The following is a 23,287-nucleotide window of genomic DNA, read 5'->3' as shown; positions in this document are numbered from 1 at the left end:
ATATTAAGATTTAGCGATAATGTTTGATTTTCTCACTTCCAGTTTCATCAGCTTAAAAGAATGTGATAAAGCGCTTGCTAAAGTTGCCTTGGTAATGATATTGGAAAGATCGATACCGAGATGCACGACGGTCTGGGCAATCTCGGGGCGGATACCGCTGATAATACATTCAGCTCCCATCAGCCGGGTGGCGCTAACCGTTTTAATCAAATGCTGGGCAACAAGAGAATCTACTGCGGGCACGCCTGAAATATCTAATATGGCTATGCTTGATCCGGTCTCCACTATTTCCTGTAGCAGGTTTTCCATTACTATTTGTGTGCGCGCGCTATCCAGGGTACCTATGATAGGCAGGGCAAGGATACCATCCCATACACGGATCACCGGTGTCGATATCTCGGCTATCTCGTCAGTTTGCCTTAAGATCACCTCCTCGCGGCCTTTTATAAAGGTCTCGAAAGTAACAACGCTGAGGTTATCCATCAGGCGGTTTATTTTGAGGCTTTCAGTAAACAATTGCTGCGGATCGTTGCCTATTTCTTCCTTGAGTACTTCGAGTAAGGCCTCCTTCAGTGAAAATACGAAGTTGCCCGTTTCGCGGGGGCTGAATCCCTGGCGCGCACGCGTTATGGCAATGCCACCTAAAATTTCAATGACCGGGCTCCATTCGTCAGAATTAAGGTTGGTAAAATTCTCGCTTGATAAATTGCTCACCAAGGCTTGAACTAACTCTTCAGACTGGCTTCTCAGTTCATCGTTACTGATCAGATCTTCCCGCAGACCTTCATCGGCCAGTTGGTTCTTCATCCAGAGTTCAAGGATGTTTTTTTTCTTTTTTTGTAGCAATTGATGTGTTTTAAGTGACATGGATGAAGAATAGGGTAAATGATTAGTTGACCTTACAACCCAAACTTGGCAAAGTTGAATTAATGCGGAAAGTTAGATAACCCTTTTCAAATTAAGAAATTTATGTAAAAGAATCGATATGTTTTGTTCAGATAACTTGCGCATAATATTTGAGGACCTTCTGTAAGTAAACCAGAACAAGAAAAGTGACAAATGTCAGGTGAACGCGCAATAAATGGACTTGTTTGTGAATGGCCCAGCGTGTTTATGCCGCGAAAGTTACTTTACTGGTTTCAATTCTATGGTTAACTTTCCTGTGACAGATAACCGAAAAAATTCATAGGCAGATTGATTGTCTCCACAAGGTCTTTTGCGGACGATGACTGGCTTTTTTCGCCGCGCGTCAGCCCTTCGCTGGCCTTTTTATCCGCATCTCGCGAAACAGCAGATCAATCCCCGACAGCCATTCTCCACTCAATAAGATACAAATGCAGCAGTAACATGATGCCTTTGCCCCTGATTCGCCTGCAGGACATTGCTGACGCCACGGCCCTATATTCTCCACATTTGGAAATGCGTATACTCCATCCCTGCAACGATGTTCCCAGCAAATGACAAGGTATAGCAGGTATGAAAAATAGGTATTGATTGTCAATGCGACATTTAATATTTTATGATTGATTTAGCTATTACTTATGAAATATCGTTTTGCCAGTGCTTTGCTGCTGCGGATGCCCAGGAGGAGCGAGGCCGATTATACTACGGATCTGGCGGTAATCCTTGCAGACCCTCTTTTTCGAACTGCTGTGTTGCTGGCCTCGCCGGTTTTCTATAGCCGGATTCAGCAATCCCGTTTTCGTCCGGATCTCTTGTCGGATAAACAGCAGTTAACTTTGCTGAAATATTACAACCGCTTTTGTTTCCGGCCGACACCATTTGGCCTTTTTTCTTCTGTTACGCTTGCGCGATGGGATGATCAACCTGTTTCCGGGGATACCGTGATCAGGTATCATCCCGTTATCCGTGCTGACCAGCACTATCAGGCAGCGCTTGTAGGGGCAGGGATAAAGGAACAAAGAGCTGCGGTGGGTACTCTCGATCCGAATCCCAGCATCTACAGGGTTCTGCATGAATTCCGGTTCCTGAGGAGTAGTCTTAATGAAAATTTCAGCATCCGCAATTACAGTCTGCAAGCTATCGCCTTTTCAAAGCTGCTCAGCGACCTCTTAACTTTCTGCCAGGGCGGTAAAAGCGGGAACGAACTCGTCACCTATATCGGTACGGAAGCCGGATGCCCGCCTGATGAAGCTGATGCTTATCTGGAGTTTCTCATCGACGCCCAGTTCTTGCTGGACAGGAACCGCAGCAATATCACGGGTACTGATTTTCTCGATCGGCAACCCAATGAACGGATTCAGGCTGCTTCCCGAAAACTTTTGCGTGCGCACGTTATTGAAGAACAATACTTCAGTTCGTTGAAAGCAGCGTTAAGGGCCGATCTTCCGCAGGGCTCCCGGGAGCATGTGAAGGACGAATTGAGCGTCATTCTTCACCGTTTTTCAACCGGGGAAGTCCTGAACAGTTCGATTCAATTCCAACTTGCGTCCGCTATCGATGCGCTTACCGTTCTTGTGCCGGATGTAAAAAACACCGCGATGCAGGCATTCGCCAGGCGATTCAACAACGATTTTGAAGGGCAATGTATTCCGTTGCTTGCCGCGCTTGATCCGGAAGCCGGTATTGGCTATCATGTGCCTGAATCCGACCCGCATCTCCCTTTACTGGAAACTTTACACCTTCCGCTCAATATCCCTGTTGAAGATTCGATGGTTTGGACGGCCGCACAAAGCCTGCTGCTGGAGCACTGGCATGGCGAGCGTTACCGGCAAACCGGTGTCATTCACCTGGAAGCGGATGACCTGGCAGGGTTGCAAAGCGGGCAAAAGCCATCTGCGGCGCTCGGGATGTCGGTACTTTTCAGGCTGGCGGGTGAACAGGTTGTGATCGAAAGTGCGGGCGGAAATAACGCACCTGCGCTTTTGGGCCGTTTTACGATCGGCGCTCCGGAAATCGCGAGCGCGGCAAAGGCGATGGCAAAGGAGCAGGAAGCACAGAACCCCGGAGTGATCTTTGCCGAGATCCTCCATCTTTCCGACCCACATACGGATAACATCAACAGGCGGGAGCAGATCTGGCAGTTTGAACTACCGGTAACCGCGGTTTCGCTGCTGCCGTTAGAGCGGCAATTGGAATTATCCGACCTGTACGTGGCAGTTTATGCCCAGCAAGTTTTTCTATACTCCAAAAAGCATCAAAAGGTGGTGGTGCCGCGGCTGACCTCCGCCTATAATCATAGCTTTAACAAGTTACCCTTATTTCGTTTTTTGGCTGATATTCCTTATCAATACGGAAAAAGTAGTTTACTGCTCGATCTGCGCCAGCTTTTCCCCGGACTCGGATTTTACCCGAGGGTCGAGTTCGGCGGAACGATCCTTTTTTCAGCGACCTGGGTCATCAGGGAAGCGCAGCTACATAAGTTGGGTACAAATTCTATGGAGAAAAACCTGCAACAGCTGCACATTTTGCGGGAGGAACTGCGCATACCCGATGTCATTGCAATTGCAGAAGGAGATCAGCACCTGCATTTCGATTTGGGTAACCAGCCGGAAGCAATTTTTTTTCTCCATTGCAGCCAAAATAAAAGTGAGGTCGTTTTAAAGGAGGTTATTGGTGACGAGCCGGCCCGGCAATATAATGCGTACCTGCTGCCCGATGATGGTTTCAAACTTCCGCCATCAGCAATCTTTAAGGACCATCCAGGAGAACGGCGAGGAACCCGCCGTAAATATATCCCGGGTTCCGAATGGCTTTATCTTAAGATATATGCCCCTAAAATCAGCGCTTCACGGCTTTTGTTGAAATTGCGGCCGATCCTCCGAAAAAAGTTCAGCCATGGAAGGATCCGGCGATGGTTTTTTGTTCGGTATGAAGACCATGCACCGCATATCCGGGTACGCATGCTGGTCGATCAAATGGATATCAACGAAATTTTAGGCGCATTTAAAGTTAAACTGGAAGACCGCGTCAGGCAGCATGTGGTCCGGGAATACCAGGTCGATGTTTACAGCAGGGAGCTGGAACGCTATCATTATGCAGGTATCGAGAAAACGGAGATATTTTTCTGGGCAAGCAGCGAACTGGTGCTGCAGGCGATCGATTCGATTACTGAACCAAGTGCTCTGTTTCTGTTTGCACTAAGATCTACCTTCGAAATACTGCTTAATTTCATTCGCGAGGAGGAAGACCTGCTGGTTTTTTGTTATCAAAGCTATACGCTCTTTTTAACCGAGTTTAAGGTGACGAAGCTCCATGTGGAACTGGACCGGAAATACCGTAAACTTCAACAAGAAATCGAAGCGGCACTTGACGAAAGCAATGTAAAGTACCTGAGCGCACAATGGAAATCGACCAGGTATTTTCTCCGCACCGTCCGCGACCTCGCACAAAACCCTGCCGGCGACGCAACGGAAAGAAATCAATTTCTGAGCAGTATCGTGCATATGCATGTCAACCGGATATTTACGGATGAGCCAAGGAAGCAGGAAATGATCACCTACTACCTCCTTTATAAATTTCTGCTGGCTAAGAAAGGAAAGGCAAAGCATACCGGCGAAAGACCCGCTTCTTAGCTGTTAGGAGGACCTGTTCACCGCATCGCCCCGCAGCAAAAGCTGAGGCGCAGCAAAGGTCAGGATGCCCGGCCGGTCTTGATCAGTCTGGCATCCATCATTTCCAGGAAAGATTCCTTGTAATTATTCCCCATGACCAATACCCGGCCATTTTCCAGTCTGACCCGCGCTCTTTCCGTTATTCTGATGTAATTGATATTAACGATAAATGAGCGGTGTATCCTGGCGAAATATGACGGCAGATGAGGTATGATCTCTTTAATCGTGAGGTAGGTCATATGTTTGGTATCACGGGTATGGATCGTAATATAATTCCCGGCCCCTTCGATGTAGACTACCTCATCCATTTGAATTCTCACCATCCTGCCCTTGATCTCACTTTTGATATTAAAGAAATCCTGAATTCCTGCAGGGTAAACTTTAGAACGCCTGGCTATCTTGCGTTTGGCACGATGAACACAGTCCGCGAAACGGTCGTAACTTATCGGTTTAAGTATGTAATCAAACGCTTCTTTCGAAAATGCCTGCAAGGCATACTGGGGAAATGCGGTGGTGAAAACGACCATAGTGTAGAGATTGACCATACCTGCCAGTTCAAGCCCCGAAAGCAATCTCATGTCGATGTCGATAAACGTTATGTCAGGCGCATGTTCCCCGGTGAGCTGATCCAACGCGGTCATGGGATCCTGGGTAGCCCCGGTCAGTTCCAATCCGGGCATGCGCGCAATATATTCTGTCAGCAGATCAATGGCTCCGGATTCGTCGTCTACGATGTAGCATGTCAGGTTCATAAACTAATAGTTAAGGTTATCGTAAAATGTTCATTCTCGTCCCTGATCAGCATCGAATAGCGGTCCTGGTAATGATTCTGCAGCCGCTTTTCAATGTTTTTCAACCCGAGCCCGCCGCTGGGATAAAGGCTTACCTGCCGCTTTTTATTGGATGCTTCAAAAATAAGGCGATTTTCTGCCAACTCAAGGCTGATACGGGCGGGATGTTTCTTGTCCCCTAAGTCGCCGTGTTTCAGCATATTTTCTACCAGTGTGATCAGCGCGAGCGGAATGATCTCCCTGCCTTTCAGGCGGCCTTTCTTATGGACCCGGACGAAGAATTCTCCGGGGAACCTCATCGCACACAGGGCGATCAGGTTTTCCATCTGTTCGATTTCCCTGGGCAGCGGTATTGTTCCGGTACCGTTGGCGCTGACCAGTGAATACCGCATGAGCTCGGCCAGGCGCATGATGCCTTTGCCGGCCGCGTCGGAAAGTTTGTATACGGCACTATGGATAAAGCTCAGGGAATTGAACAGTAGGTGAGGACTGATCTGATTCTGGAGGTAGGCGTTTTCGACGGAAAAAATCTGATTTTCCAATTCCAGGTTCCGCGTAATCGCCCTGAGCCTCCCGGTTTCTTCCTGGTAGGCTTTTTCGCGGAACCGGGCCAAGTAACGGGTCGAGAAGTAGGCGATGCTCAGACCTGTAAAACTTGCGCCACGATACAGATTTTCATAAATATAGAGATGTGATACAGGCAGGTGTCCCGACCTTAAAGTAAAGTAGCCCGTCAGCAGGTTATCCAGTACATATTTGATGGCCAGGTATACCGCCAGTTCCAATATGATCAGGCAGGCTGAATTTAAATATCGTCTCCGTGTCTTTAAAAACGCAAAGCTGAGCAGTACGTGCGCATTGAAATAAAACAGGGATATGTTAAGGCCATAGTAGATCAGCAGCGGTGCGGGGGTGATATGGATACGACTCGTTATCGTCACAAAGCCCAGTTCGTAGCTGATGTAAATCAGCCAGATAAATACATGGACCATTAATTTCTTTTTTAACGTCATTGTTTCACGATGCTTGATTGAATAGTTTGAAAGCAAAGCTTTTTCTGCATGGCGCAAATGCCTCCTTGCGTAATAAAGTTAACCACGGACATCCGCTCGGATAGCTTTGCCTGAAAACTGAAACCGATGAAAACGCAAAGAACAAAAAGACTGATCAAAAGGGTCAGTACGGTATGCGATTACCAGGCACCTTTCCCCAAAAATCATTTTGGCGAGACTGATCCGCCCACGGGGACGGATCCTACTAATACAACAGTTACCAGTATAACTACGATTAGTAGCCATATTGTTTTGAAAGTGTGAATAATTATAAATAATTCAATAATAAGAGATTTTCTGCTTGTTTTTTGATTTTTTATCAACGCATATATGATTATGCGGCTTAAAGTATTTTATGTTACTGAAGTCTGAATTATTAGATATCGAGGATTTAATACTTTTAGCCCTGCAGGATGCCGCCGGGATCGCAGGGCCAACTCTGCCTCCTGATCTTTTCCGTTTAAGGAATTTATGTGAAAAGGCCAGGAACAACTGGACGACCAGGATTTTCAGTGCAGCCAAAGACCACGTGATCAGCCGGTACGTTCTGTTTCACCAGGCCGGTATTACGCAGCTTTCCGACCGGGTTGACCGGGCAAACCCTGCACTACCGGCAGCCGGCAAATCTTTGTTCATCCAGGAGATGCTTGCGGAACTGGAGCAGCTAATCCAGTTCCTGCGGGAGCGTTGTTATCGTTTTTTTGACCTCGATTATCGCGTTTCCGCCTATACGGTGAGGCAGGAAAAGCTGGTTATCGCGGCATACCTTGATCAAATAGCCGCTTCGGCCACGCGGGGTGCTGCCCCTGAACTTTTAAGTTTGCTGTGCGCGGATGTGGAGGACTACCTGGCAGACGGACAGGTCTCCGGTCTGAGTTACCGGAGGTTGGCGAAGATCGACGGTCTGCTTACGCTGGTCCTTGATGAACTAAACCGTGGTGATGCAGCTACGACGGAGCGACTTGTCCTTATCTTATTCAAGCGAAACCTGAATTCTCACAGGTTCGCCAACTGGCTCAGGCGCCACTACCAAAACCGGGCCGGCGAACCGGAAAACAGGATTGCGCGGGAAGCCGACGCGTTATTCGATATCTATGTGAACCCCGACGACCGTTTCATCAGGGAGCTTCCGTCGATCGACGAGCAGATCCTGCCCTGGTTGCGGCTGCAGGTAACGGATGCCGCAACCGATCCTCTGGCGGCATACCCCGGAACAGATGAGCAAATGCGGCTGGTGCTGTCCGTACCGCAGTTCGCCATGTTTGTCCGTGTCTTTCACAAGAACGGGTGCTTCCCGGAGCAAAACGCGGCAGCGATCATGCGTTTTTTCATCCGGCACTTTACTTCAAAAAAGCAAGGGCGGATTTCGATCAAAAGTTTCAACCATGCCTTTTACAGCAAGGATCAGTTTACTGCGGCTGTCGTGCTGGACTACCTTCAGCGAATGGTCGCCTATGTCCATAAAGTTTATTTTCCTAAATAAGATGCCTATGAAAAACTGATACCCGCAGGAATTGCTAGGTTCACCTGTTTCGGTTGACGGGTGGCAAACCTGTTCATTTTAGCATTGTGAATTATGATTTTAAAATTTAGTGAGCGGTTATATGCAGATCTGAATAAAGACCTGAACACCTTACTGCTGGAAGAAGACCATTTGGTCAAAAGGCTTGAACAATCAGTCCATCTATGTCTGCGGAGCCTCCGAAAGCTGAAGGAGTTTTGCAAACAGCATGAACCTGGCTCAGCCGAGGACGAGATCCAGTTTTTTAAAAAGATCAAACCCAAGTTCAAATGCCAGCTGATCTTTCACCAGTCGCTTTTGAACATCGAACTTCGTAAACCAATCGGGGACAGCAAAGTGATCAGTGATTATTACAGCCAGGAGATCAATATCCTCAATCATTTTTTCGAGAGCAACCGGTCGTTTTTTCAATATGTCCGCACCCAGGCTACGTACCTCGACCAGCATTATTTTATGCGGGGCGAGTATGATGTTCAACTCGATCCGGACCTGTGTGTCATTGACTTTGATCCGGCGTTCAGTACCAGTCATGACAATAAGCTGGCCCAGGTGCTGGCGAGCGCACTCCTGCAGGAACATCTGGAACAGGCCATTTGCAAGCTGAGCCGGAAAGAGGCCATTTCGGGTACAGACCAGGAATTGACGGATTTCGACTGGAAGCAAACCAAGGTCGCGCTGATCGAACTGGTCTATAGCTGGCATGCGACCGAGGCGTTTGGCAAGAAGAACCTGAAAAGTATCGTGAAATTCATTGAACGTGCCTTTAATATTTCCCTGGGTAATTTCTATGATACCTATGACTGGCTATGCGGCAGGCCCAGCCCGACGCTCTACATCGACGAAATGAAGGAAGCCTTTATGACCAGGCTACAGAAGAAACTCAAATACTGAATCCTAAAGCGGCATTAGCCGCTTTTTTTTTGCAAAAAAATGAAAAAAGTCATACTCCGAGTCGGATGACCTCGGAGCAATCCGTGGAGCCGGCTGGCCAATTTTGTATCGTACCCGGCGGCAATGGAGCCCCGGAAAATCTACCACGATATGCTCAATCAAATCTCCTGGCCAGCATTCATCTCCGGTATGGCGATCCTGCTCAGCCTTTACTACGCTTATGTGGCGGCTTTCTTTTACAAAAAGGAAATCCTTGCATTCCTGTACCGGCTTTCCGGTCGCCAGGCGGTGACCGATCCGGCTAAAACCGGGTTTGTCCCCGAGCCGGCTTATACGGTGATGGGATCTGCCCGAAACCTCCGGGAAGCAGCGGAAGAAGAAGAACTTCAGTTCGGACCGTCTGATAATCCGGACGAAGATGGGGATGACAACACCTTAAATGCCGCTATGGCAGAGGCAAGCGCAGAAGTGGCCGCATCGTTCTCCGGGATGATGTCCGAGTGCAGAACGCTGATCCGGGTGATCAACGAATCCGGAGAAAGCAAAGAAAATTTCGAAATGCTGTTCAGGATCCTGGTGGAAAAATACCCGGAACTCGGCGAATCCCCTTATCGTCAGCAGGTGACCAAAACGCTGCTGGAAGAAAGTGAAGGCCAATTCCCCTTCGAGCTTAGCGCCGGGGAACTGGAAAGTTACTGGACGAATCATTAACCCTTAAACATATCCATATGAAAATCTCAGTTTTAAAACATGCGAAAGGCAGGATCACTGCCATTGTTAAGATCGCGTTCCTGGTGATTTCCGTTATCGCCCTTTCCATACAGGACCTGTGGGCGGCGGATGGTAACGCGGGTATTTCCGAAGCGACAAACCAGGTTAAAGGCTATTTCGATACGGGCACCAACCTGATGTATGCGATCGGGGCGGTCAGCGGACTGGTGGGTGCGATCAAGGTCTATAAAAAATGGAACGACGGCGAACATGATACCGGGAAGATGGCTTCCGCCTGGTTTGGCAGCTGTATTTTCCTGGTGGTCGTAGCCACTGTGCTCAAATCATTTTTCGGGATTTAAACAGAAAAGGAGAGCAGTAACATGGCGATTTATCAAATCAATAAAGGCATTAACAGGTCCATTGAATTTAAGGGGCTCAAGGCCCAGTATATCGGCTACCTCGGAGGCGGGCTGGTGGCCCTGCTGGTCCTCTTCGCGATCCTTTACATTTCGGGCATTCCGGTCTATCTCTGCATTCTGGTACTTGCCGCCGCCGGCGGAGGGTTGTTTTACCAGGTTTTCCAGCTCAGTAATCGGTACGGAGAGCATGGCCTGATGAAAAAGACGGCGAAACGCTATATTCCCGGCTACCTGAAGTTCAGTTCTCGCAAATTATTCCTTCACTTAAAACAATAAGCCATGGCGACATTTCAACATGCAGCGCGCATATTCCCGGTTTATAAAGTGGAACATGACTGCCTCGTTTCCGCGCAGGGCGACATCACCATAGCCTATCAACTGATGCTGCCCGAAATATTTACGTTAGCGGATAACGAGTACGAAGCCTATCACCAGGCCTGGATACGTGCCGTTAAGGTATTACCGAAGCAAAGTATCATTCACAAACAGGACCGGTTCATCAAGCAACAGTATCTGGGTAACGGCCTGGCGGAAAGCAGCTTTCTGAACCGGGCCGCTGACAGGCACTTCCGGGGAAGGCCCTATCTCGACCATGACTGTTACCTGATGCTGACCAAAAAAGCCGGTGACCGCAAGCAGGCCAGCAGCGCATTTTCCGGATTGTTCCGGAAGCACCTTGTTCCGCGCCAGGTTACCGACGACAGGGAATTACTGGAGTTCGAGGAGAAAGCCGGGCAGTTTACGCGGATCCTCAGCGATTGCGGTTTATTATCGCTTCGCCGGATCCAAGATGATGAACTGGCCGGTACGATGGAACATGCCGGGTTGCTGGAACAATATTGCTTTTTGCTGGATGGCGGGGCACGGCCTGTGCTGAAGGATGTACACCTGAAAGACGGCATCCGGATCGGAGATGATCATGTGCGTATCTATACGCTGGGGGATGCCGAGGATATGCCCTCGATGTGCGGCAGCAGGATCACTTATGAAAAGTACAGCACCGACCAGACGAAGTTCCCGGTAGGATTTGCCAGCCAGCTTAACCTTCTGCTGGACTGCAACCATATCTACAACCAGTTCCTCTTCATCGAGGATACGCCCAAAGTGCTCAAGCAACTGGAGGCGAAGAAGCTGCGGCTGCAGTCGCTGTCCGCCTACAGCCGGGAAAACACGATCAGCATGGATGCAACCAATGATTTCCTGAATGAAGCGATCAGCCAGCAAAGGCTGCCGGTCAAAGCACATTTCAACGTTATGGTCTGGAGTGACCAGCCGGAGAAACTGCAGGAGATCAAGAACCAGGTAGGCTCGGCGATGGCGCAACTCGGGGCGAGCGCCAAGCTGGAATCGGACGGCGCAGCGCAGATCTGGTGGGCCGGTATCCCGGGTAACGCGGCGGACTTTCCGTTGAATGATACCTTCGATACTTTTCTGGAACAGGGTACCTGCTTCCTGAACCTGGAAAGCAATTACCGGAGTGATCCGCCATCCCTGGGGATCCGGTTCTGTGACCGCCTGTCCGGCAAGCCCGTTTACATCGACCTGTTCGATGCGCCGAGAAAGAAAGGTATCACCTCGAACATGGGCATGCTGGTTTGCGGCACATCAGGCGGCGGAAAGAGCATGACAGTCAACCATATCCTGAGAACGCTGTATGACCAGGGCGCGCATTGCGTAACGGTCGATATCGGGGGCAGTTACAAGGGCCTTTGTGAACTGGTCGGCGGTTATTATTTCACCTATGAAGAAGCAAACCCTATCCGGTTCAACCCCTTCTATATCCCTGAAGGACAAACGCTGGACACGGAGAAAAAGGAAAGCCTGAAGGCCTTGCTGGTGACTTTATGGAAACAGGAGAACGAAAGTTTTATCCGGAGCGAATATGTAGCCCTATCCAATGCTTTACAGGGTTATTATGATCATCTAAAAAAACACCGCGATATATTTCCATCTTTCAATACTTTCTATGATTATCTGTATGGAACCTATGCCAAGGTATTGAAAGCTCATAAAGTCAAAGACAAAGATTTCGACCTGGACAGCTTTCTTTACGTACTTCAACCATTTTACGCCGGCGGGGAATTCGATTACCTGCTGAATGCGACCGATAACATCGATCTGTTGGAGCAGAGATTCGTGGTTATCGAGCTGGATAATATCAAGGACCACCCGATCCTGTTCCCCGTGGTGACACTGATCATCATGGAGATGTTCCTTTCGAAAATGCGGAAACTGAAAGGCATCCGTAAGGTGCTGACTATTGACGAGGCCTGGAAGGCCATTGCGAATTCAGGAATGGCGGGTTTCATCCAGTACGCCTTCAAGACCATCCGGAAGTTCAACGGCGTTCCGAATGTGGTCACCCAGGAATTGGACGACCTGATCAGTTCACCCATCGTGAAGGATGCGATCATCAACAATGCAGCGATCAAGATCCTGATGGATATGCGCAGCTACCTGAACAAGTTCGATAAACTGCAGGCTACTTTGGGGATGTCGGATAAGGGGAAAGCGCAGGTCTTATCAGTCAGCAAGGAAAACCGGGACATTTATATCGACCTCGGCGGCCAGGTGATGAAAGTGGTCAAAAACGAACTCTGTTCCGAGGAATATTTCGCTTACACTACAGAAGGTACCGAACGGGTGAAGATCCAGGAACTGGCTTCGCTCCATGGCGGTATGGAGCAGGGAATCACCGCAATGGTTAAAGAACAAAAACAAAATCATTCTCAGTAATCGCAAGTCTTATGAAATCATTTAAAATCAATTTATTCGTGCTTTTCTGTGGTCTGATGATCTTTGCGACCTGCAAAAGCAATAAAGAACAAAACCTCTCCGGCGTTTATGTAAATGATGGTAGAAGCGAGTTTAGCGTTGCCTCAGATACACTTATCATATCCGAGTTGAATTCTGAAAGTATGACATTTCTGATTGAGAGACATACCGGATTCAACTCAATCAAAAATGGCAGAATGTTGCCTCGGCAATATGAGCAAAGTAAATGGGTTGGCAATTGGGATGCGAATCATCAGGTCCTGACAGAGGGCCAATACGGTAGGCAAATCAGGATTTCACCCGATCATCAAGGCATCCTGTTAAGAACTACGCCATATCAAAAAGTAAAAAACTGATATCCTATTCAAACGATAGTACTGCCCGGAAATCTCGGGAGAAGGGAGGATTATGAAAATTTTTAAGGTTACACTACCGATCAGTCTTGCTTTTGTACTGGTATCGGTATCTGCGGAAAATGCCAGGGCACAGTTCGTCATTACAGACGTCATCAAAGCTGCAGCTACGAAAGTAATTAAAGCGATCGATCTCAAAGTTCAGCGCATGCAAAACCAAACGATCTGGCTGCAAAATGCGCAGAAGGTTCTGGAGAACCAGCTTTCCAAACTCAGGCTCGACGAAATTACCAGTTGGACCGATCAACAGCGGCAGCTTTACAGCAACTATTATGATGAGCTGTGGCGGATCAAATCTGTGATCACTTATTATCAGCGGATCAAGGATATGACCGCAAAGCAACTGGCGATGGTCAGGGAGTACCGGCAAGCCTGGGCGGTGGTCAACCGGGATGGCCGGTTCAGCCCGGCAGAATTAAGCTATATGGAAGAGGTGTATGCCGGGATGCTGGATGCGAGTCTCAGGAACCTGGATCAGATCATGATGGTCATTAACGGGTTTAAGACCCAAATGACCGATGAGCAGCGTCTCGTACTCATCAATAAAGCGGGTGACCGGCTCGATGAAAACTATGATGACCTGCATCGCTTCAACGAACAGAATATATTACTCAGCCAGCAGCGGGGCAAGGAAACAGGTGAAATAAAAACTATCAAAAAACTTTATGAAATTCCGCAATAACGACAACACCAGCAAAAGCAGTGCACCTGTTTTTAAGCTGTTTTTCTACATTTTTTGGATCCTGATCGTTTCAGCCAAGGGCTCAAACGTCCATGCACAAACTTTCGCGGAATGGTTCCGGCAGAACAGTACGCAAAAGAAATACCTGCTTCAGCAGATTGCCGCTCTCCAATTATTGGGCGGCTATGTCAGGGATGGCTACAGGATCGCAGGCAAAGGGCTCGGTTCCATTTCCGGTTATCTCAGTTCGGAATATACCCTTCACAACGGATTCTATTCCAGGCTCGAAACGGCTGATCCTTCGATCAGAGAAAGCCCGGAGATTACCGAGATTCTGAACTGGCGGAGCGAAATACTCAAGGCATTGGGACCGGGTGATGCCTACACCGGATTGATGCCTCAGGAGCAGCAATACGTAGCAAGAGTGGGAGATGCCGTCCAAATGGACTGCGATTCGCAAATCGCTCACCTTGAGCAGGTCATCACGGATGGTCAGCTGAAAATGAATGATTCCGAGCGGCTGCGGCTGATCGGTCAGATCCATGGAGCCATGCAGGACACCTATCGCTTTGTCCTGACTTTCCTGAATAGTGTTAGCATACTGGTCATTCAGCGGCAACAGGAAAAGAACGCTATTCAAACGAGCAACGCTTTATACTTCAAGCATTAACCATTTCCTTATGAAGCATCTTTTGAAATACATTTTACCCCTGGTTTTACTGTTGTTTCCCTTCATCTCTCCAGAGAAGGCATCGGCTCAAAGCCAGGAACTCCAGCAATTAATCCTGGATGTGGAGAAACTAACTCAGTTCAAGAATATCCTTAACGATATGAAGACCGGCTACCGGATTTATAATAAAGGTTACGGCCTGGTCTCGAACTTATCCAAAGGTAATTTTAACCTGCACGATCTCTACCTGGGAAGCTTGATGGCCATCAACCCTTCCATCAGGAACTACGGGCGTGTAGCGGAGGTCATCAGTATGCAGGTTAGTTTAGTAAGCGAATATAAGTCTGCCATCTCCGGATTCCGGAGGCGGGGCGTTTTCAGCGCGGCTGAGCTTTCTTATATGGAAAATGTGTATTCCAAACTTCTCGCCGAAAGTTTGGATGACCTGACGGAACTTACTCATTTGATTACCGCAAATGAACTTCGGATGTCAGACGCCGAGCGCATCGAAGGCATTGACCGGCTTTATGCGACAGGATCGGATAAGCTACAGTTCCTTCGGTCTTTTAACCGGCAGGGAGCGCTGCTCGCTATCCAGCGCGCCAAAGATCTGGCGGACAGCCGGACAATGAAACAGGTATTTACCATTAAAAATTGATCATGATGAGAAACAAATTATTATTCGCCGGAATCGTCGCTGGGGCCATGATGCTATTGCCATTCAATTCCCGCGCCGCAGGCATCGCTGATGATATACACGGATTACAGGCAACCCTCGACAGCGTTTATAATGATATGCTGCCATTATGCGGCGAACTCATCGGTGTGGGTCGCGCTATTGCGGGTTTTGGTGCATTACTTTATATCAGCTACCGGGTGTGGCGTCAGATCGCCAATGCCGAGCCTATCGATTTTTATCCCCTGATGCGTCCCTTTGCCTTAGGTATCGCATTGATAATTTTTCCGGGCGTGATCGCTGTGATCAATGGCGTCATGCAACCGACCGTCACCGCTACTTCAGGGATGGTACAGAATTCGGATGCCGCCATTGAAAAACTGTTGCAGGCCAAAGAGGCGGCAGTAAAGCAGACGGAAACCTGGCAAATGTATGTCGGGGAAAGTGGAGAGGGGGACCGTGCAACCTGGTATAAATACACGCATCACGATGACCCAACAGGTGCAAATGAAGGTGTCATTGATGGGATAGGCAATGATGTAAAATTCGCCATGGCCAAAGCATCTTATAATTTCAGAAATACGGTAAAGCAATGGATGTCAGAAGTTTTACAGGTTCTTTATGAAGCCGCTGCACTTTGTATCAATACCATCAGGACCTTTTACCTGATCGTGCTTGCCATTCTCGGGCCAATTGTTTTTGGTTTAGCGGTATTTGACGGATTTCAGCATACGCTGTCTGTCTGGTTAGCCAAGTACATCAATGTATTCCTATGGCTGCCGGTGGCCAACATCTTCGGGGCCATCATCGGCAAGGTCCAGGAGAACATGCTCAAGCTGGATATTTCCCAGGTGGAAAATACCGGTGATACTTTCTTCAGTTCCACCGATACTGCCTACCTGATCTTCCTGATCATTGGCATCCTCGGTTATTTCACCGTGCCCGGCATTGCAGGATATATCGTGAATGCGGGTGGCGGCAACGGTTTACTACAAAAAGTAAATACGCTGATCAGCCAGTCTTCCCGTACGATTACGCAGGCAGGTACGGCCGGAGGGCAGCGGGCCTTAAACGGTGCGTTTAATCTCGCTTCAGCACCCGGTGATCTTGCAGCGGGATACCGTTCCGGCGGTAGGGAAAACCAGGTCGATAATTACCAGGCCGGGCGCTTATCCGGTGATAAAGATAATAAAGTCTCTTAACCAAAAACGACTGCCATGTTTACACATCTGAAAAATATCGACACCGCCTTTAAGCATATCAAAGTTTTCAGCATCGTGCTGATCGGCGCAAATATTTTTATTACCTGTTTTGTCTGCTATATCAATAGTAAAACGGTTGCCAGGGCACAACAAACCGTTCATATCCTTTACGACGGGAAAGTGCTGGAGGCGCTCGCGTCCGACCGGAAGAGCAATCTGCCGGTAGAGCTGCGAGACCATATTAAGACTTTTCACGAGGATTTTTTCAACCTTAGCCCGGATGACCAGGCCATACAGGCTAATATCTCCAAAGCGCTTTACCTGGCCGACGAATCTGCCAAACACCAGTACGATAACCTCAAGGAGTCCGGATATTTCAATAACCTGATCTCCGCGAATATATCGCAACAGATCAAGGTAGACAGTATGAGTTTGGAGGGAAACCAGTTTCCCTATTCTTTCACCTGTTACGCGACCGAAAAGCTTATCCGGGCGAGCAGCACAGTAACCCGGAAGCTGGTGACCCGTGGGGAGGTCCGGGATATGCAGCAACAGACCGATAATAATCCACATGGATTCCTGATCCAGCACTGGCAGGTATTGACGAACCGCGACACAACGATTAAACATTAATCCTATGAACCTATTCAGCAGACAACCGAAAATTATTGACGCGGCAAATGATCCGTTGGCGATCAGGATCGCCGGTAAGGTCATCCGGTGGCAGGATCATGTCAGCATGCGCATGAATAAGATGGTCGGTAATTATTCCCTTCGCCGGCAAGCGGGGATACTGGCCGCGATCATTGCGGTATTTGCGGGGGCGATGGTAGCCAGTTTGATCCTGCAGCGCGGGAGGTCGGCGCCGATTACCAGCGGAAGCTACGTTTCCCGGCATATCGGCGAAGCGTCAAATGGCCAGCCGCCCGGGGAGGATACCGTATTAAAAACAGATTCATTAACCCATCGAAAATAGATCTTATGAAAAAGCAACAACAGAAGGCTGCGAAGCCGCAGCACAGCAATGAATTTTTAAAGAAAAGACGATTCCTTATGGTATTACCCTTGCTGGTACTCCCATTTACCACTATGGCATTCTGGGCACTTGGCGGGGGGAAATCTGCAAAATCATCTTCTCCCGTGGCAGAGCAGAAAGGGATCGATATGGCTTTACCTTCAGCGCAGTTTAAAGAAGATAAAGCCAAAGATAAAATGGGGATCTATCAATCCGCCACTAGAGATTCTGATCAATCAGCGGATGGCATCAGCCAAAGTTTTGTTGAACGCATGGGTTTTGGAAGCCAGAATAATATACCTAAGGAAAAGCAGGCAGCTAATCCTGCTAAACCGTATACTGCCGACCAGCAATCCGCAAAGATCGAGGCGCGGCTTTCACAACTTAACCGTCAGCTCAATCAGGCGCAGCCTGCTGCAATAGCACCTTCCTATAGCCCTGAACATGCGGAAGCTGTAAAAAACGTAGAGCAGATCCAAAAGATGGTTAACAGTATGCATGCCGATAATAGTCCGGACCCGGAGATCCAGCAATTAAGCAAACTGATGGAGCAATTACAAACATTACAGAATTCACAACGGCCTGAAACTTCACCAGGCAAATCCAATCCGCTAAAGACGGATTCTGCCACGCAGCCTTTTCGCGCCGTTCCAGCGATAATTGACGGAAAACAAAAAGTAGCGGACGGCGGCGCTGTGAAACTGAAGCTGACCGATATGTTGACGGTTAAGAACCAGGTTTTGCCGAAAGGGCAGGAATTGTTTGGCGTGTGCCAGATAACCAATCAGCGGCTGCTGCTGACGATCCGGAATATCAGGCTGGACAAGCAGATCCTGCCGGTTAACCTGATCGTCTTCAGTCTGGACGGGATGCCGGGTATCCCTGCCCCTGAAGCGGAAATTTCAGGACCGGCCATTTCGGCCGGCGATAATGCCATTCAAAGCATGCAGTTTTTATCCGCCGATCAAAGCATTGGCGCGCAGGCCGCTGCTGGCGGCGTAAATGCTGCCAAAAGCATTTTTAGTAAAAAGGCCAGGAAAATCAAGGTGCGGCTAAGCGATGCTTATCCTGTTCTGCTTAAGATCAATCCTTAAATCGTGATGAAAACCATGACAAACCGGGTACTCCTGGTCTTCAATGATTGGGAGGATAAAAAAAAGTCCATGGACCCGCTGATCAGGGCAGGGGCTGCCGACGATGCAGGTATCAGCAGGCTGCAGTATCATCATCTTCGGGAAGCCCGCCACCTGCTTGTCGGAACAGTGCGGCCGGATGAAAAGCCTTTTATGTTGTTGCTGAATAAGCAGATCAAAAACCTGGAGCGTCAATTATACCCCAATCCATTGGTCAGGTATATTCAACGGTTGAAAGATCGTTACATCGACCGGCCTGCTTTCCTGGAACAACAGCGTATTCAGCGTGAAAATAATATGATCGAACTCAAGAGGATCCTTCGAAACTCTGGTCTTGGTTCGATGGCAGGCCGATTGGAAGATCACCTTGATCAGGACCGTCGTCAAATTGACCTCGCTGTAGGTTCGCAATTGGAACAGGACAAGAAACTCGGATTGAACCTGCATTTTGAAAAAGATCCCTATGGTAATTTCCAACTGACCCAAATCGACGGCAAGTTGCTTCACGGCAGCGTTGAAGTGAGCGCGTACACCTTTATAAAATCCGACTGGCCGGAAATTAAAGTCGGTCAGGTCAGGGGACTTTTGGAAGGCCGCGCCCTCAAACAACAGTACCTGGATTTCGAAGGACGGGAACGTCAGCGCTGGGTGCAGCTCGGTTTCGAAGGCATCCGGGAGTATCATCCGGATTATGCCTTTGATATTGGAAGAGCATTAGCCGATTTTCACGCACTGCCACCGGATAAGGGGGAGATTATCCGGCTGCTCGAAAACGGTCAGCAGGTAGAAACGCAATGGAAACAGCACGGGCAATCACACGAGGTTTTCCTGCAGGCTGACCCTGCAAACAAAATGATCCTGCTTTTCGATGCCGATTATCGGCCCTTCAAACCACCTCAGCCTGAGTACAAGAAAGAAAAGGCGGATAATAGCATTAAAGCGGAACCTGAATTATCAAACTTAACAAAAGGAGTGAAAAATGGATCGCGCCACAAACTTGTTTGAATTGAAGAACCAACTGGCTGACCTTGGCTTTGTTTCGCCACAATTGGTTGACAGGCTGAGAGAAAGTGTCATGAGTGATAACATTCAGTGGCAAATCCAGCACCGCGAGGTTTCCGAGCGGGTAGCGTTCGACTTCTTTTTCGATCTGTACCGCCCGGAACGGGATGGTCCGGTCGTTTTGTATGGTTACGACGCGGCTTTATACCAACAAAATACCATGAACGAGAGCTGGCGGGGCTTCCATGCCGATATCTCCAAGGAAAGCGCCGCTCAGGTGCTGGCAAAGGCATTGGTACAGCAATTACCCGATGAGCAGGCAAAGCCCTGGATGCTGAATCAGGAAGGTGTTAAAGCTTACCTGGCAGAAAACAACCCGAAGCGAATTGATTATTTCCAACAATTAAATCATAGTCCAATGAATCAGAACGTAGAATTTTTGAAGAACAGTCTGCTGAACCTTGGGTTTGGCGAGAAGCTGAACGGTGAAATGGAAAAGCAGATCGAAGCGAAAACGCCTGAATTTAACCTGACCACGCAACAGGAATATAACCAGCGTAAAGTCGACTATACGCTTCATTTTAAGGCCGGGAATAATCAGGATATGTATTTCCTGAATAAATTCGACGCCTCCGTAAAACAAGGCAATGAAAACACCACGCAAAGTTTTTATATCAACAAAGGTAACGGCGTTACGGCGAAGGAAGCGTTTAACCTTATGGACCGGTCGGATGGCCTGGACGGCAGGGCGGTATTCAAGCAGCTGTTCAATAAAGATCATGAGAAATATCATGCCTGGGTGAAGCTGGATTGGAAGGACCTGACCGATGGCGGGAATGCCCGTTTAAAGCAGCACAGCTTTGACGTCGAAAAATTCCTTGACGGCAAGGGAATCAAGGAAATGAATGATCCCAAATCAAGGGAAGACCTGCTTCGTTCGCTAAAGAAAGGCAACAAACAGCAGATTACGGTCGAAAAGGACGGCAATGAGCAGAAGTATTTTATCGCTGCCAACCCGCAATATAAAACCGTCAACGTCTTTGACCATCAAATGAAAAAGATGAAAAGGGAAGAATTGTTCCCGTCTGCCCAGAAACAGGAAACAAGTCAAAAACAAACCAGATCAGAAAAGCAGGGTGATTCTTCAAAAGCGCAGGAGCCTGAGAAAAAGCAGTCCCGTAAAAGCAGTGTAAAAGTTTGATCGTCGTCACAGCAAATCACGATTGTTCTCAAACCAGTAGTAAATCCATATTAATCATCATCTTTGGCTTTAATGAGCTCTCCTAAGCTCATTGTGATAAGGTTTAGGAAAAAGTCCCGGCGGCGAGCGCTTTGGGGCTTTTATTTTTGGCGGCGATTGAGCAGAACTTTCAACATATCAATTAAAACTGCCGGAAATCTTTATTTTTGAACATGATCGTCGAGGAACTCATTTATTTTGAAAAGCAACAGCTGAAGCCTGCTGATCCTTTGGATGTACAGGTATCCAAGATTCAGGCTTTTTTTTCCGCCTTTCCTCCGGTAAGTCTTGAAAAACTAAAGTTTTTTGTGGTCTTACTCAAAGAACGTCAGGCTGAAGAACAACGCTATCAGGGATTTAGTCTCTACAAACTTATTTCGGTTTTTCTCGTGGTTAGTGCAATTATCTCGGCTTTAGCGTTCAGGGGGGGATCGCCCTTCCAGGAAATCAGGATGGGACTTCTGATGGGATCAATGATACTGGCTGTTTTATGGATATTCCTGCTGATGCAACTTATCCACTCAAAAAAAAATTTAAAATATCAGCTTCTTATTCGTGTATTGGAATCTCATATTGAGAAAATCTCAATGGGCTAACCCGGTTTTGCATGATACTAATTCTAGCGACTTTAAAATTATTTTGTCATAAATTTTTAAGGTATTCAGTAATAATAAATATCCTGCATCTGATCAAAAATTCCGGCTAACCTGAAACCGGAACGCTTTAATACTTTTGCAGCCGGAATATTACGCCGGTTGACAACGGCTGCCAGTTCTCGGATCCCTTTACCTTCCAAATGTTTGACTACTTTCGGCAGTAATCCCGTCATTAATGCTTTGCCCCGGACGTGTCCTTTCAAATAAAATTCGATAAAAAATGGATAGTGTGCCAGCTGGTAATGCTCTTTAGCCACTACCGGCGGTATAAGGTCCAGAACACCTAATAATGCACCGTTCGACTTTGAGCGGATCAAATGGACCTGGTTGCGGCCGGAATAGAAATTTAATATAGCGGTACTCAGCCAGATCCTGGCCTCATGCAATGATGTGAGTTTTTTGTCGGGTAGGTATTGTAACGTATGCTCATCGGATAATAACTGATAGATTTCCGAGGCCAGTCTTTCATGTTGCAGGACATCATTTGCGGCTAAAGGTTCGATACAATAGGCATCGTTTTCGATAACGGTCATATCCGGAAACGTAGGGCGATGTTTTTAGCGACTGCACTAACCAGGTCCGCCGTAATACCTTGCATTGGTTTTTCCGCCACCCAAAACTTGCCTTCTTTAATGATCGTCAACGGCTGGCCGTCCAGCAGCAGATCGATGATCTGTGTTTCACGCGTAATTGCTTCTTTGTTCAAGATCCTGAAACTATGATCTTGATTCTCAAAATTTATCCTTAGTAATTGTCCCATACCCAGCGGCTGAAATTAATTTATTTTTTCTTTTCGGTCAAATTAAGCGATCATGCCGGCCATCCAGCAGAGTATAAGTGCATCGCATAAACAATATGTCCGTTATGCTCCTTTTAGGACTCTTTTTAATGCAGAGATGCCGGCGATCGGACAATTTATTTAGCGTATGATAATGCTTTTTTGAAAGGACTCAATACCTTTGATTTATGCACTTTGGTAGAAACGAAATAGACATAACAAATTTTGATCATCACTTGCCGGCGGACAGCGTGAGAACTTTACGGGTTTTCGAAAACGCGGAACCTGTGGGTGATTTTGAAGCCTTTGTGGGCGCGCCAAAGTGGGGTTATAAGAATTGGATCGGCAGCTTATATCCCAAAGGAACCAAAGACGCAGACTTTTTAAGGAATTATGCCAGGTATTTTAATACGGTAGAGCTTGGGGCTACATTTTATCAGCCACAACCCCGGGAACGGATCGCCGCCTGGAAAGAAATGGTTCAGGACATACCTGACTTTAAATTCTGCCCCAAGTTTCCGCAGAGTATTACGCATATCCGCAGGTTTCGCAATGTAGAGGAACAAACCAACGAATTTTACACTAATATCTCCGTTTTCGGAAAACATCTCGGACCTTTGTTTCTTCAACTGGCGGATAACTTCTCACCCAAGAGCTTTCCCGAATTGAGGTCCTATTTATCATCTTTACCTTCAGATGCGCCTTTGTATATCGAAGTAAGGAATAAAAGCTGGTTTGCAGCGGAAGAACACCGGAATAGTTTGTTTAACTTGCTCAGTGATCTAAATATCGGTGCGGTCATCTCGGACACGGCCGGAAGGCGGGATTGCCTACACATGGAACTGACGGTCCCACACGCTTTTATACGATTCGTTAATTGCGGGGACGAGCGAACAGATTTACTCAGGTTAGATGAGTGGGTCAAACGGCTTAAAGCGTGGAAGCAAACCGGCCTCAGGTCCCTTTACTTTTTCATCCACGCCGGCGACGCGCCTTCATTGTCATTGTATGATTATCTCATTGATAGCCTGAACCGGGAACTCAGCTTAAAAATCCAGATTCCCGGTCAGTCGCTTAAATAA

General features: G+C 47.8%; 25 protein-coding genes. 20 read left to right on the top strand and 5 right to left on the bottom strand.

The window, feature by feature from the left end:
• Positions 1-3: 3 nt before the first annotated feature.
• Positions 4-867: an STAS domain-containing protein gene (locus MTO98_RS30610; RefSeq protein ID WP_112575367.1), complete on the bottom strand. Its 864-nt coding sequence runs from the start codon at positions 865-867 to the stop codon at positions 4-6.
• Positions 868-1,541: 674 nt separating this feature from the next.
• On the opposite strand from MTO98_RS30610, the gene MTO98_RS30605 reads away from it, so the two are divergent.
• On the top strand, positions 1,542-4,535 hold the full coding sequence (locus MTO98_RS30605; protein ID WP_243483000.1) for a lantibiotic dehydratase: 2,994 nt from the start codon (positions 1,542-1,544) through the stop codon (positions 4,533-4,535).
• A 59-nt stretch (positions 4,536-4,594) separates the two neighbouring features.
• Here MTO98_RS30605 and MTO98_RS30600 read toward each other — a convergent pair whose 3' ends face one another.
• Together MTO98_RS30600 and MTO98_RS30595 are read right to left on the bottom strand one after the other, a co-directional pair.
• Positions 4,595-5,326 (bottom strand): LytTR family DNA-binding domain-containing protein, encoded by a 732-nt coding sequence (locus MTO98_RS30600; RefSeq protein WP_112575369.1) that lies wholly within the window; start codon positions 5,324-5,326, stop codon positions 4,595-4,597.
• Entirely contained in the window at positions 5,323-6,357 is a 1,035-nt protein-coding gene (locus MTO98_RS30595; protein ID WP_243482998.1) for a sensor histidine kinase, read from the bottom strand. Before MTO98_RS30595 ends, MTO98_RS30600 begins: the two co-directional genes overlap by 4 nt.
• A gap of 147 nt (positions 6,358-6,504) precedes the next feature.
• Between MTO98_RS30595 and MTO98_RS30590 the strand changes: the two genes are divergently transcribed.
• From MTO98_RS30590 to MTO98_RS30505, 18 genes are all read left to right on the top strand, one after another.
• Positions 6,505-6,681 carry a hypothetical protein gene (locus tag MTO98_RS30590; RefSeq protein ID WP_190295169.1) on the top strand — a complete coding sequence of 59 codons (177 nt, stop codon included), beginning with the start codon at positions 6,505-6,507 and terminating at the stop codon, positions 6,679-6,681.
• 91 nt (positions 6,682-6,772) lie between these two features.
• Positions 6,773-7,900 (top strand): hypothetical protein, encoded by a 1,128-nt coding sequence (locus tag MTO98_RS30585; protein WP_243482995.1) that lies wholly within the window; start codon positions 6,773-6,775, stop codon positions 7,898-7,900.
• Positions 7,901-7,993: 93 nt separating this feature from the next.
• Complete coding sequence (locus tag MTO98_RS30580; RefSeq protein ID WP_243482994.1) at positions 7,994-8,830, top strand: RteC domain-containing protein; 837 nt, start codon at positions 7,994-7,996, stop codon at positions 8,828-8,830.
• Between the two features lie 150 nt (positions 8,831-8,980).
• Positions 8,981-9,541 carry a hypothetical protein gene (locus tag MTO98_RS30575; protein WP_243482993.1) on the top strand — a complete coding sequence of 187 codons (561 nt, stop codon included), beginning with the start codon at positions 8,981-8,983 and terminating at the stop codon, positions 9,539-9,541.
• Positions 9,542-9,558: 17 nt separating this feature from the next.
• Complete coding sequence (locus tag MTO98_RS30570; protein WP_112575376.1) at positions 9,559-9,903, top strand: DUF4134 domain-containing protein; 345 nt, start codon at positions 9,559-9,561, stop codon at positions 9,901-9,903.
• Positions 9,904-9,924: 21 nt separating this feature from the next.
• Positions 9,925-10,239: a DUF4133 domain-containing protein gene (locus MTO98_RS30565; RefSeq protein WP_243482991.1), complete on the top strand. Its 315-nt coding sequence runs from the start codon at positions 9,925-9,927 to the stop codon at positions 10,237-10,239.
• 3 nt (positions 10,240-10,242) lie between these two features.
• Positions 10,243-12,699, top strand: a complete 2,457-nt coding sequence (locus tag MTO98_RS30560; RefSeq protein WP_243482989.1) for a TraG family conjugative transposon ATPase — start codon at positions 10,243-10,245, stop codon at positions 12,697-12,699.
• A gap of 11 nt (positions 12,700-12,710) precedes the next feature.
• Positions 12,711-13,094: a hypothetical protein gene (locus MTO98_RS30555; protein WP_146750135.1), complete on the top strand. Its 384-nt coding sequence runs from the start codon at positions 12,711-12,713 to the stop codon at positions 13,092-13,094.
• Between the two features lie 52 nt (positions 13,095-13,146).
• Complete coding sequence (locus MTO98_RS30550) at positions 13,147-13,833, top strand: conjugal transfer protein TraI (protein WP_243482987.1); 687 nt, start codon at positions 13,147-13,149, stop codon at positions 13,831-13,833.
• Positions 13,817-14,503: a hypothetical protein gene (locus tag MTO98_RS30545; RefSeq protein WP_243482985.1), complete on the top strand. Its 687-nt coding sequence runs from the start codon at positions 13,817-13,819 to the stop codon at positions 14,501-14,503. Before MTO98_RS30550 ends, MTO98_RS30545 begins: the two co-directional genes overlap by 17 nt.
• 10 nt (positions 14,504-14,513) lie before the next feature.
• A complete protein-coding gene (locus tag MTO98_RS30540; protein ID WP_243482983.1) occupies positions 14,514-15,161 on the top strand; it encodes a TerB family tellurite resistance protein in 648 nt (215 codons plus the stop codon).
• A 5-nt stretch (positions 15,162-15,166) separates the two neighbouring features.
• The gene (gene traJ, locus MTO98_RS30535; RefSeq protein WP_243487963.1) at positions 15,167-16,381 is read left to right on the top strand and encodes a conjugative transposon protein TraJ; all 1,215 of its coding nucleotides are present in this window, start codon (positions 15,167-15,169) and stop codon (positions 16,379-16,381) included.
• Positions 16,382-16,396: 15 nt separating this feature from the next.
• Positions 16,397-17,014: a conjugative transposon protein TraK gene (gene traK, locus MTO98_RS30530; RefSeq protein WP_243482981.1), complete on the top strand. Its 618-nt coding sequence runs from the start codon at positions 16,397-16,399 to the stop codon at positions 17,012-17,014.
• A 4-nt stretch (positions 17,015-17,018) separates the two neighbouring features.
• Positions 17,019-17,357 (top strand): hypothetical protein, encoded by a 339-nt coding sequence (locus MTO98_RS30525; RefSeq protein ID WP_243482979.1) that lies wholly within the window; start codon positions 17,019-17,021, stop codon positions 17,355-17,357.
• A gap of 5 nt (positions 17,358-17,362) precedes the next feature.
• Positions 17,363-18,490, top strand: coding sequence for a conjugative transposon protein TraM (traM, locus tag MTO98_RS30520; protein ID WP_243482977.1), 1,128 nt, complete (start codon positions 17,363-17,365; stop codon positions 18,488-18,490).
• Positions 18,491-18,496: 6 nt separating this feature from the next.
• A complete protein-coding gene (locus tag MTO98_RS30515) occupies positions 18,497-19,534 on the top strand; it encodes a hypothetical protein (protein WP_243482975.1) in 1,038 nt (345 codons plus the stop codon).
• Positions 19,509-20,732: a hypothetical protein gene (locus tag MTO98_RS30510; protein ID WP_243482973.1), complete on the top strand. Its 1,224-nt coding sequence runs from the start codon at positions 19,509-19,511 to the stop codon at positions 20,730-20,732. The genes MTO98_RS30515 and MTO98_RS30510 overlap by 26 nt, the downstream gene beginning before the upstream one ends.
• Before the next feature lie 212 nt (positions 20,733-20,944).
• Complete coding sequence (locus MTO98_RS30505; protein ID WP_243482971.1) at positions 20,945-21,367, top strand: hypothetical protein; 423 nt, start codon at positions 20,945-20,947, stop codon at positions 21,365-21,367.
• A gap of 65 nt (positions 21,368-21,432) precedes the next feature.
• Here MTO98_RS30505 and MTO98_RS30500 read toward each other — a convergent pair whose 3' ends face one another.
• Positions 21,433-21,960 carry a GNAT family N-acetyltransferase gene (locus MTO98_RS30500; protein ID WP_112575389.1) on the bottom strand — a complete coding sequence of 176 codons (528 nt, stop codon included), beginning with the start codon at positions 21,958-21,960 and terminating at the stop codon, positions 21,433-21,435.
• A complete protein-coding gene (locus MTO98_RS30495) occupies positions 21,957-22,133 on the bottom strand; it encodes a hypothetical protein (RefSeq protein WP_190295168.1) in 177 nt (58 codons plus the stop codon). Before MTO98_RS30495 ends, MTO98_RS30500 begins: the two co-directional genes overlap by 4 nt.
• A 260-nt stretch (positions 22,134-22,393) precedes the next feature.
• On the opposite strand from MTO98_RS30495, the gene MTO98_RS30490 reads away from it, so the two are divergent.
• On the top strand, positions 22,394-23,287 hold the full coding sequence (locus MTO98_RS30490) for a DUF72 domain-containing protein (RefSeq protein ID WP_243482969.1): 894 nt from the start codon (positions 22,394-22,396) through the stop codon (positions 23,285-23,287).

This window comes from Mucilaginibacter sp. SMC90, from assembly GCF_022811725.1.
Lineage (GTDB): Bacteria > Bacteroidota > Bacteroidia > Sphingobacteriales > Sphingobacteriaceae > Mucilaginibacter.
This window is presented reverse-complemented; position numbering and strand designations above follow the sequence as displayed.

Coding starts and splice junctions, on each gene's coding strand:
- MTO98_RS30610 (WP_112575367.1), bottom strand. CDS start 867: ATGTCACTTAAAACACATCAATTGCTACAAAAAAAGAAAAAAAACATC.
- MTO98_RS30605 (WP_243483000.1), top strand. CDS start 1,542: ATGAAATATCGTTTTGCCAGTGCTTTGCTGCTGCGGATGCCCAGGAGG.
- MTO98_RS30600 (WP_112575369.1), bottom strand. CDS start 5,326: ATGAACCTGACATGCTACATCGTAGACGACGAATCCGGAGCCATTGAT.
- MTO98_RS30595 (WP_243482998.1), bottom strand. CDS start 6,357: ATGGTCCATGTATTTATCTGGCTGATTTACATCAGCTACGAACTGGGC.
- MTO98_RS30590 (WP_190295169.1), top strand. CDS start 6,505: ATGAAAACGCAAAGAACAAAAAGACTGATCAAAAGGGTCAGTACGGTA.
- MTO98_RS30585 (WP_243482995.1), top strand. CDS start 6,773: ATGTTACTGAAGTCTGAATTATTAGATATCGAGGATTTAATACTTTTA.
- MTO98_RS30580 (WP_243482994.1), top strand. CDS start 7,994: ATGATTTTAAAATTTAGTGAGCGGTTATATGCAGATCTGAATAAAGAC.
- MTO98_RS30575 (WP_243482993.1), top strand. CDS start 8,981: ATGCTCAATCAAATCTCCTGGCCAGCATTCATCTCCGGTATGGCGATC.
- MTO98_RS30570 (WP_112575376.1), top strand. CDS start 9,559: ATGAAAATCTCAGTTTTAAAACATGCGAAAGGCAGGATCACTGCCATT.
- MTO98_RS30565 (WP_243482991.1), top strand. CDS start 9,925: ATGGCGATTTATCAAATCAATAAAGGCATTAACAGGTCCATTGAATTT.
- MTO98_RS30560 (WP_243482989.1), top strand. CDS start 10,243: ATGGCGACATTTCAACATGCAGCGCGCATATTCCCGGTTTATAAAGTG.
- MTO98_RS30555 (WP_146750135.1), top strand. CDS start 12,711: ATGAAATCATTTAAAATCAATTTATTCGTGCTTTTCTGTGGTCTGATG.
- MTO98_RS30550 (WP_243482987.1), top strand. CDS start 13,147: ATGAAAATTTTTAAGGTTACACTACCGATCAGTCTTGCTTTTGTACTG.
- MTO98_RS30545 (WP_243482985.1), top strand. CDS start 13,817: ATGAAATTCCGCAATAACGACAACACCAGCAAAAGCAGTGCACCTGTT.
- MTO98_RS30540 (WP_243482983.1), top strand. CDS start 14,514: ATGAAGCATCTTTTGAAATACATTTTACCCCTGGTTTTACTGTTGTTT.
- traJ (WP_243487963.1), top strand. CDS start 15,167: ATGAGAAACAAATTATTATTCGCCGGAATCGTCGCTGGGGCCATGATG.
- traK (WP_243482981.1), top strand. CDS start 16,397: ATGTTTACACATCTGAAAAATATCGACACCGCCTTTAAGCATATCAAA.
- MTO98_RS30525 (WP_243482979.1), top strand. CDS start 17,019: ATGAACCTATTCAGCAGACAACCGAAAATTATTGACGCGGCAAATGAT.
- traM (WP_243482977.1), top strand. CDS start 17,363: ATGAAAAAGCAACAACAGAAGGCTGCGAAGCCGCAGCACAGCAATGAA.
- MTO98_RS30515 (WP_243482975.1), top strand. CDS start 18,497: ATGAAAACCATGACAAACCGGGTACTCCTGGTCTTCAATGATTGGGAG.
- MTO98_RS30510 (WP_243482973.1), top strand. CDS start 19,509: ATGGATCGCGCCACAAACTTGTTTGAATTGAAGAACCAACTGGCTGAC.
- MTO98_RS30505 (WP_243482971.1), top strand. CDS start 20,945: ATGATCGTCGAGGAACTCATTTATTTTGAAAAGCAACAGCTGAAGCCT.
- MTO98_RS30500 (WP_112575389.1), bottom strand. CDS start 21,960: ATGACCGTTATCGAAAACGATGCCTATTGTATCGAACCTTTAGCCGCA.
- MTO98_RS30490 (WP_243482969.1), top strand. CDS start 22,394: ATGCACTTTGGTAGAAACGAAATAGACATAACAAATTTTGATCATCAC.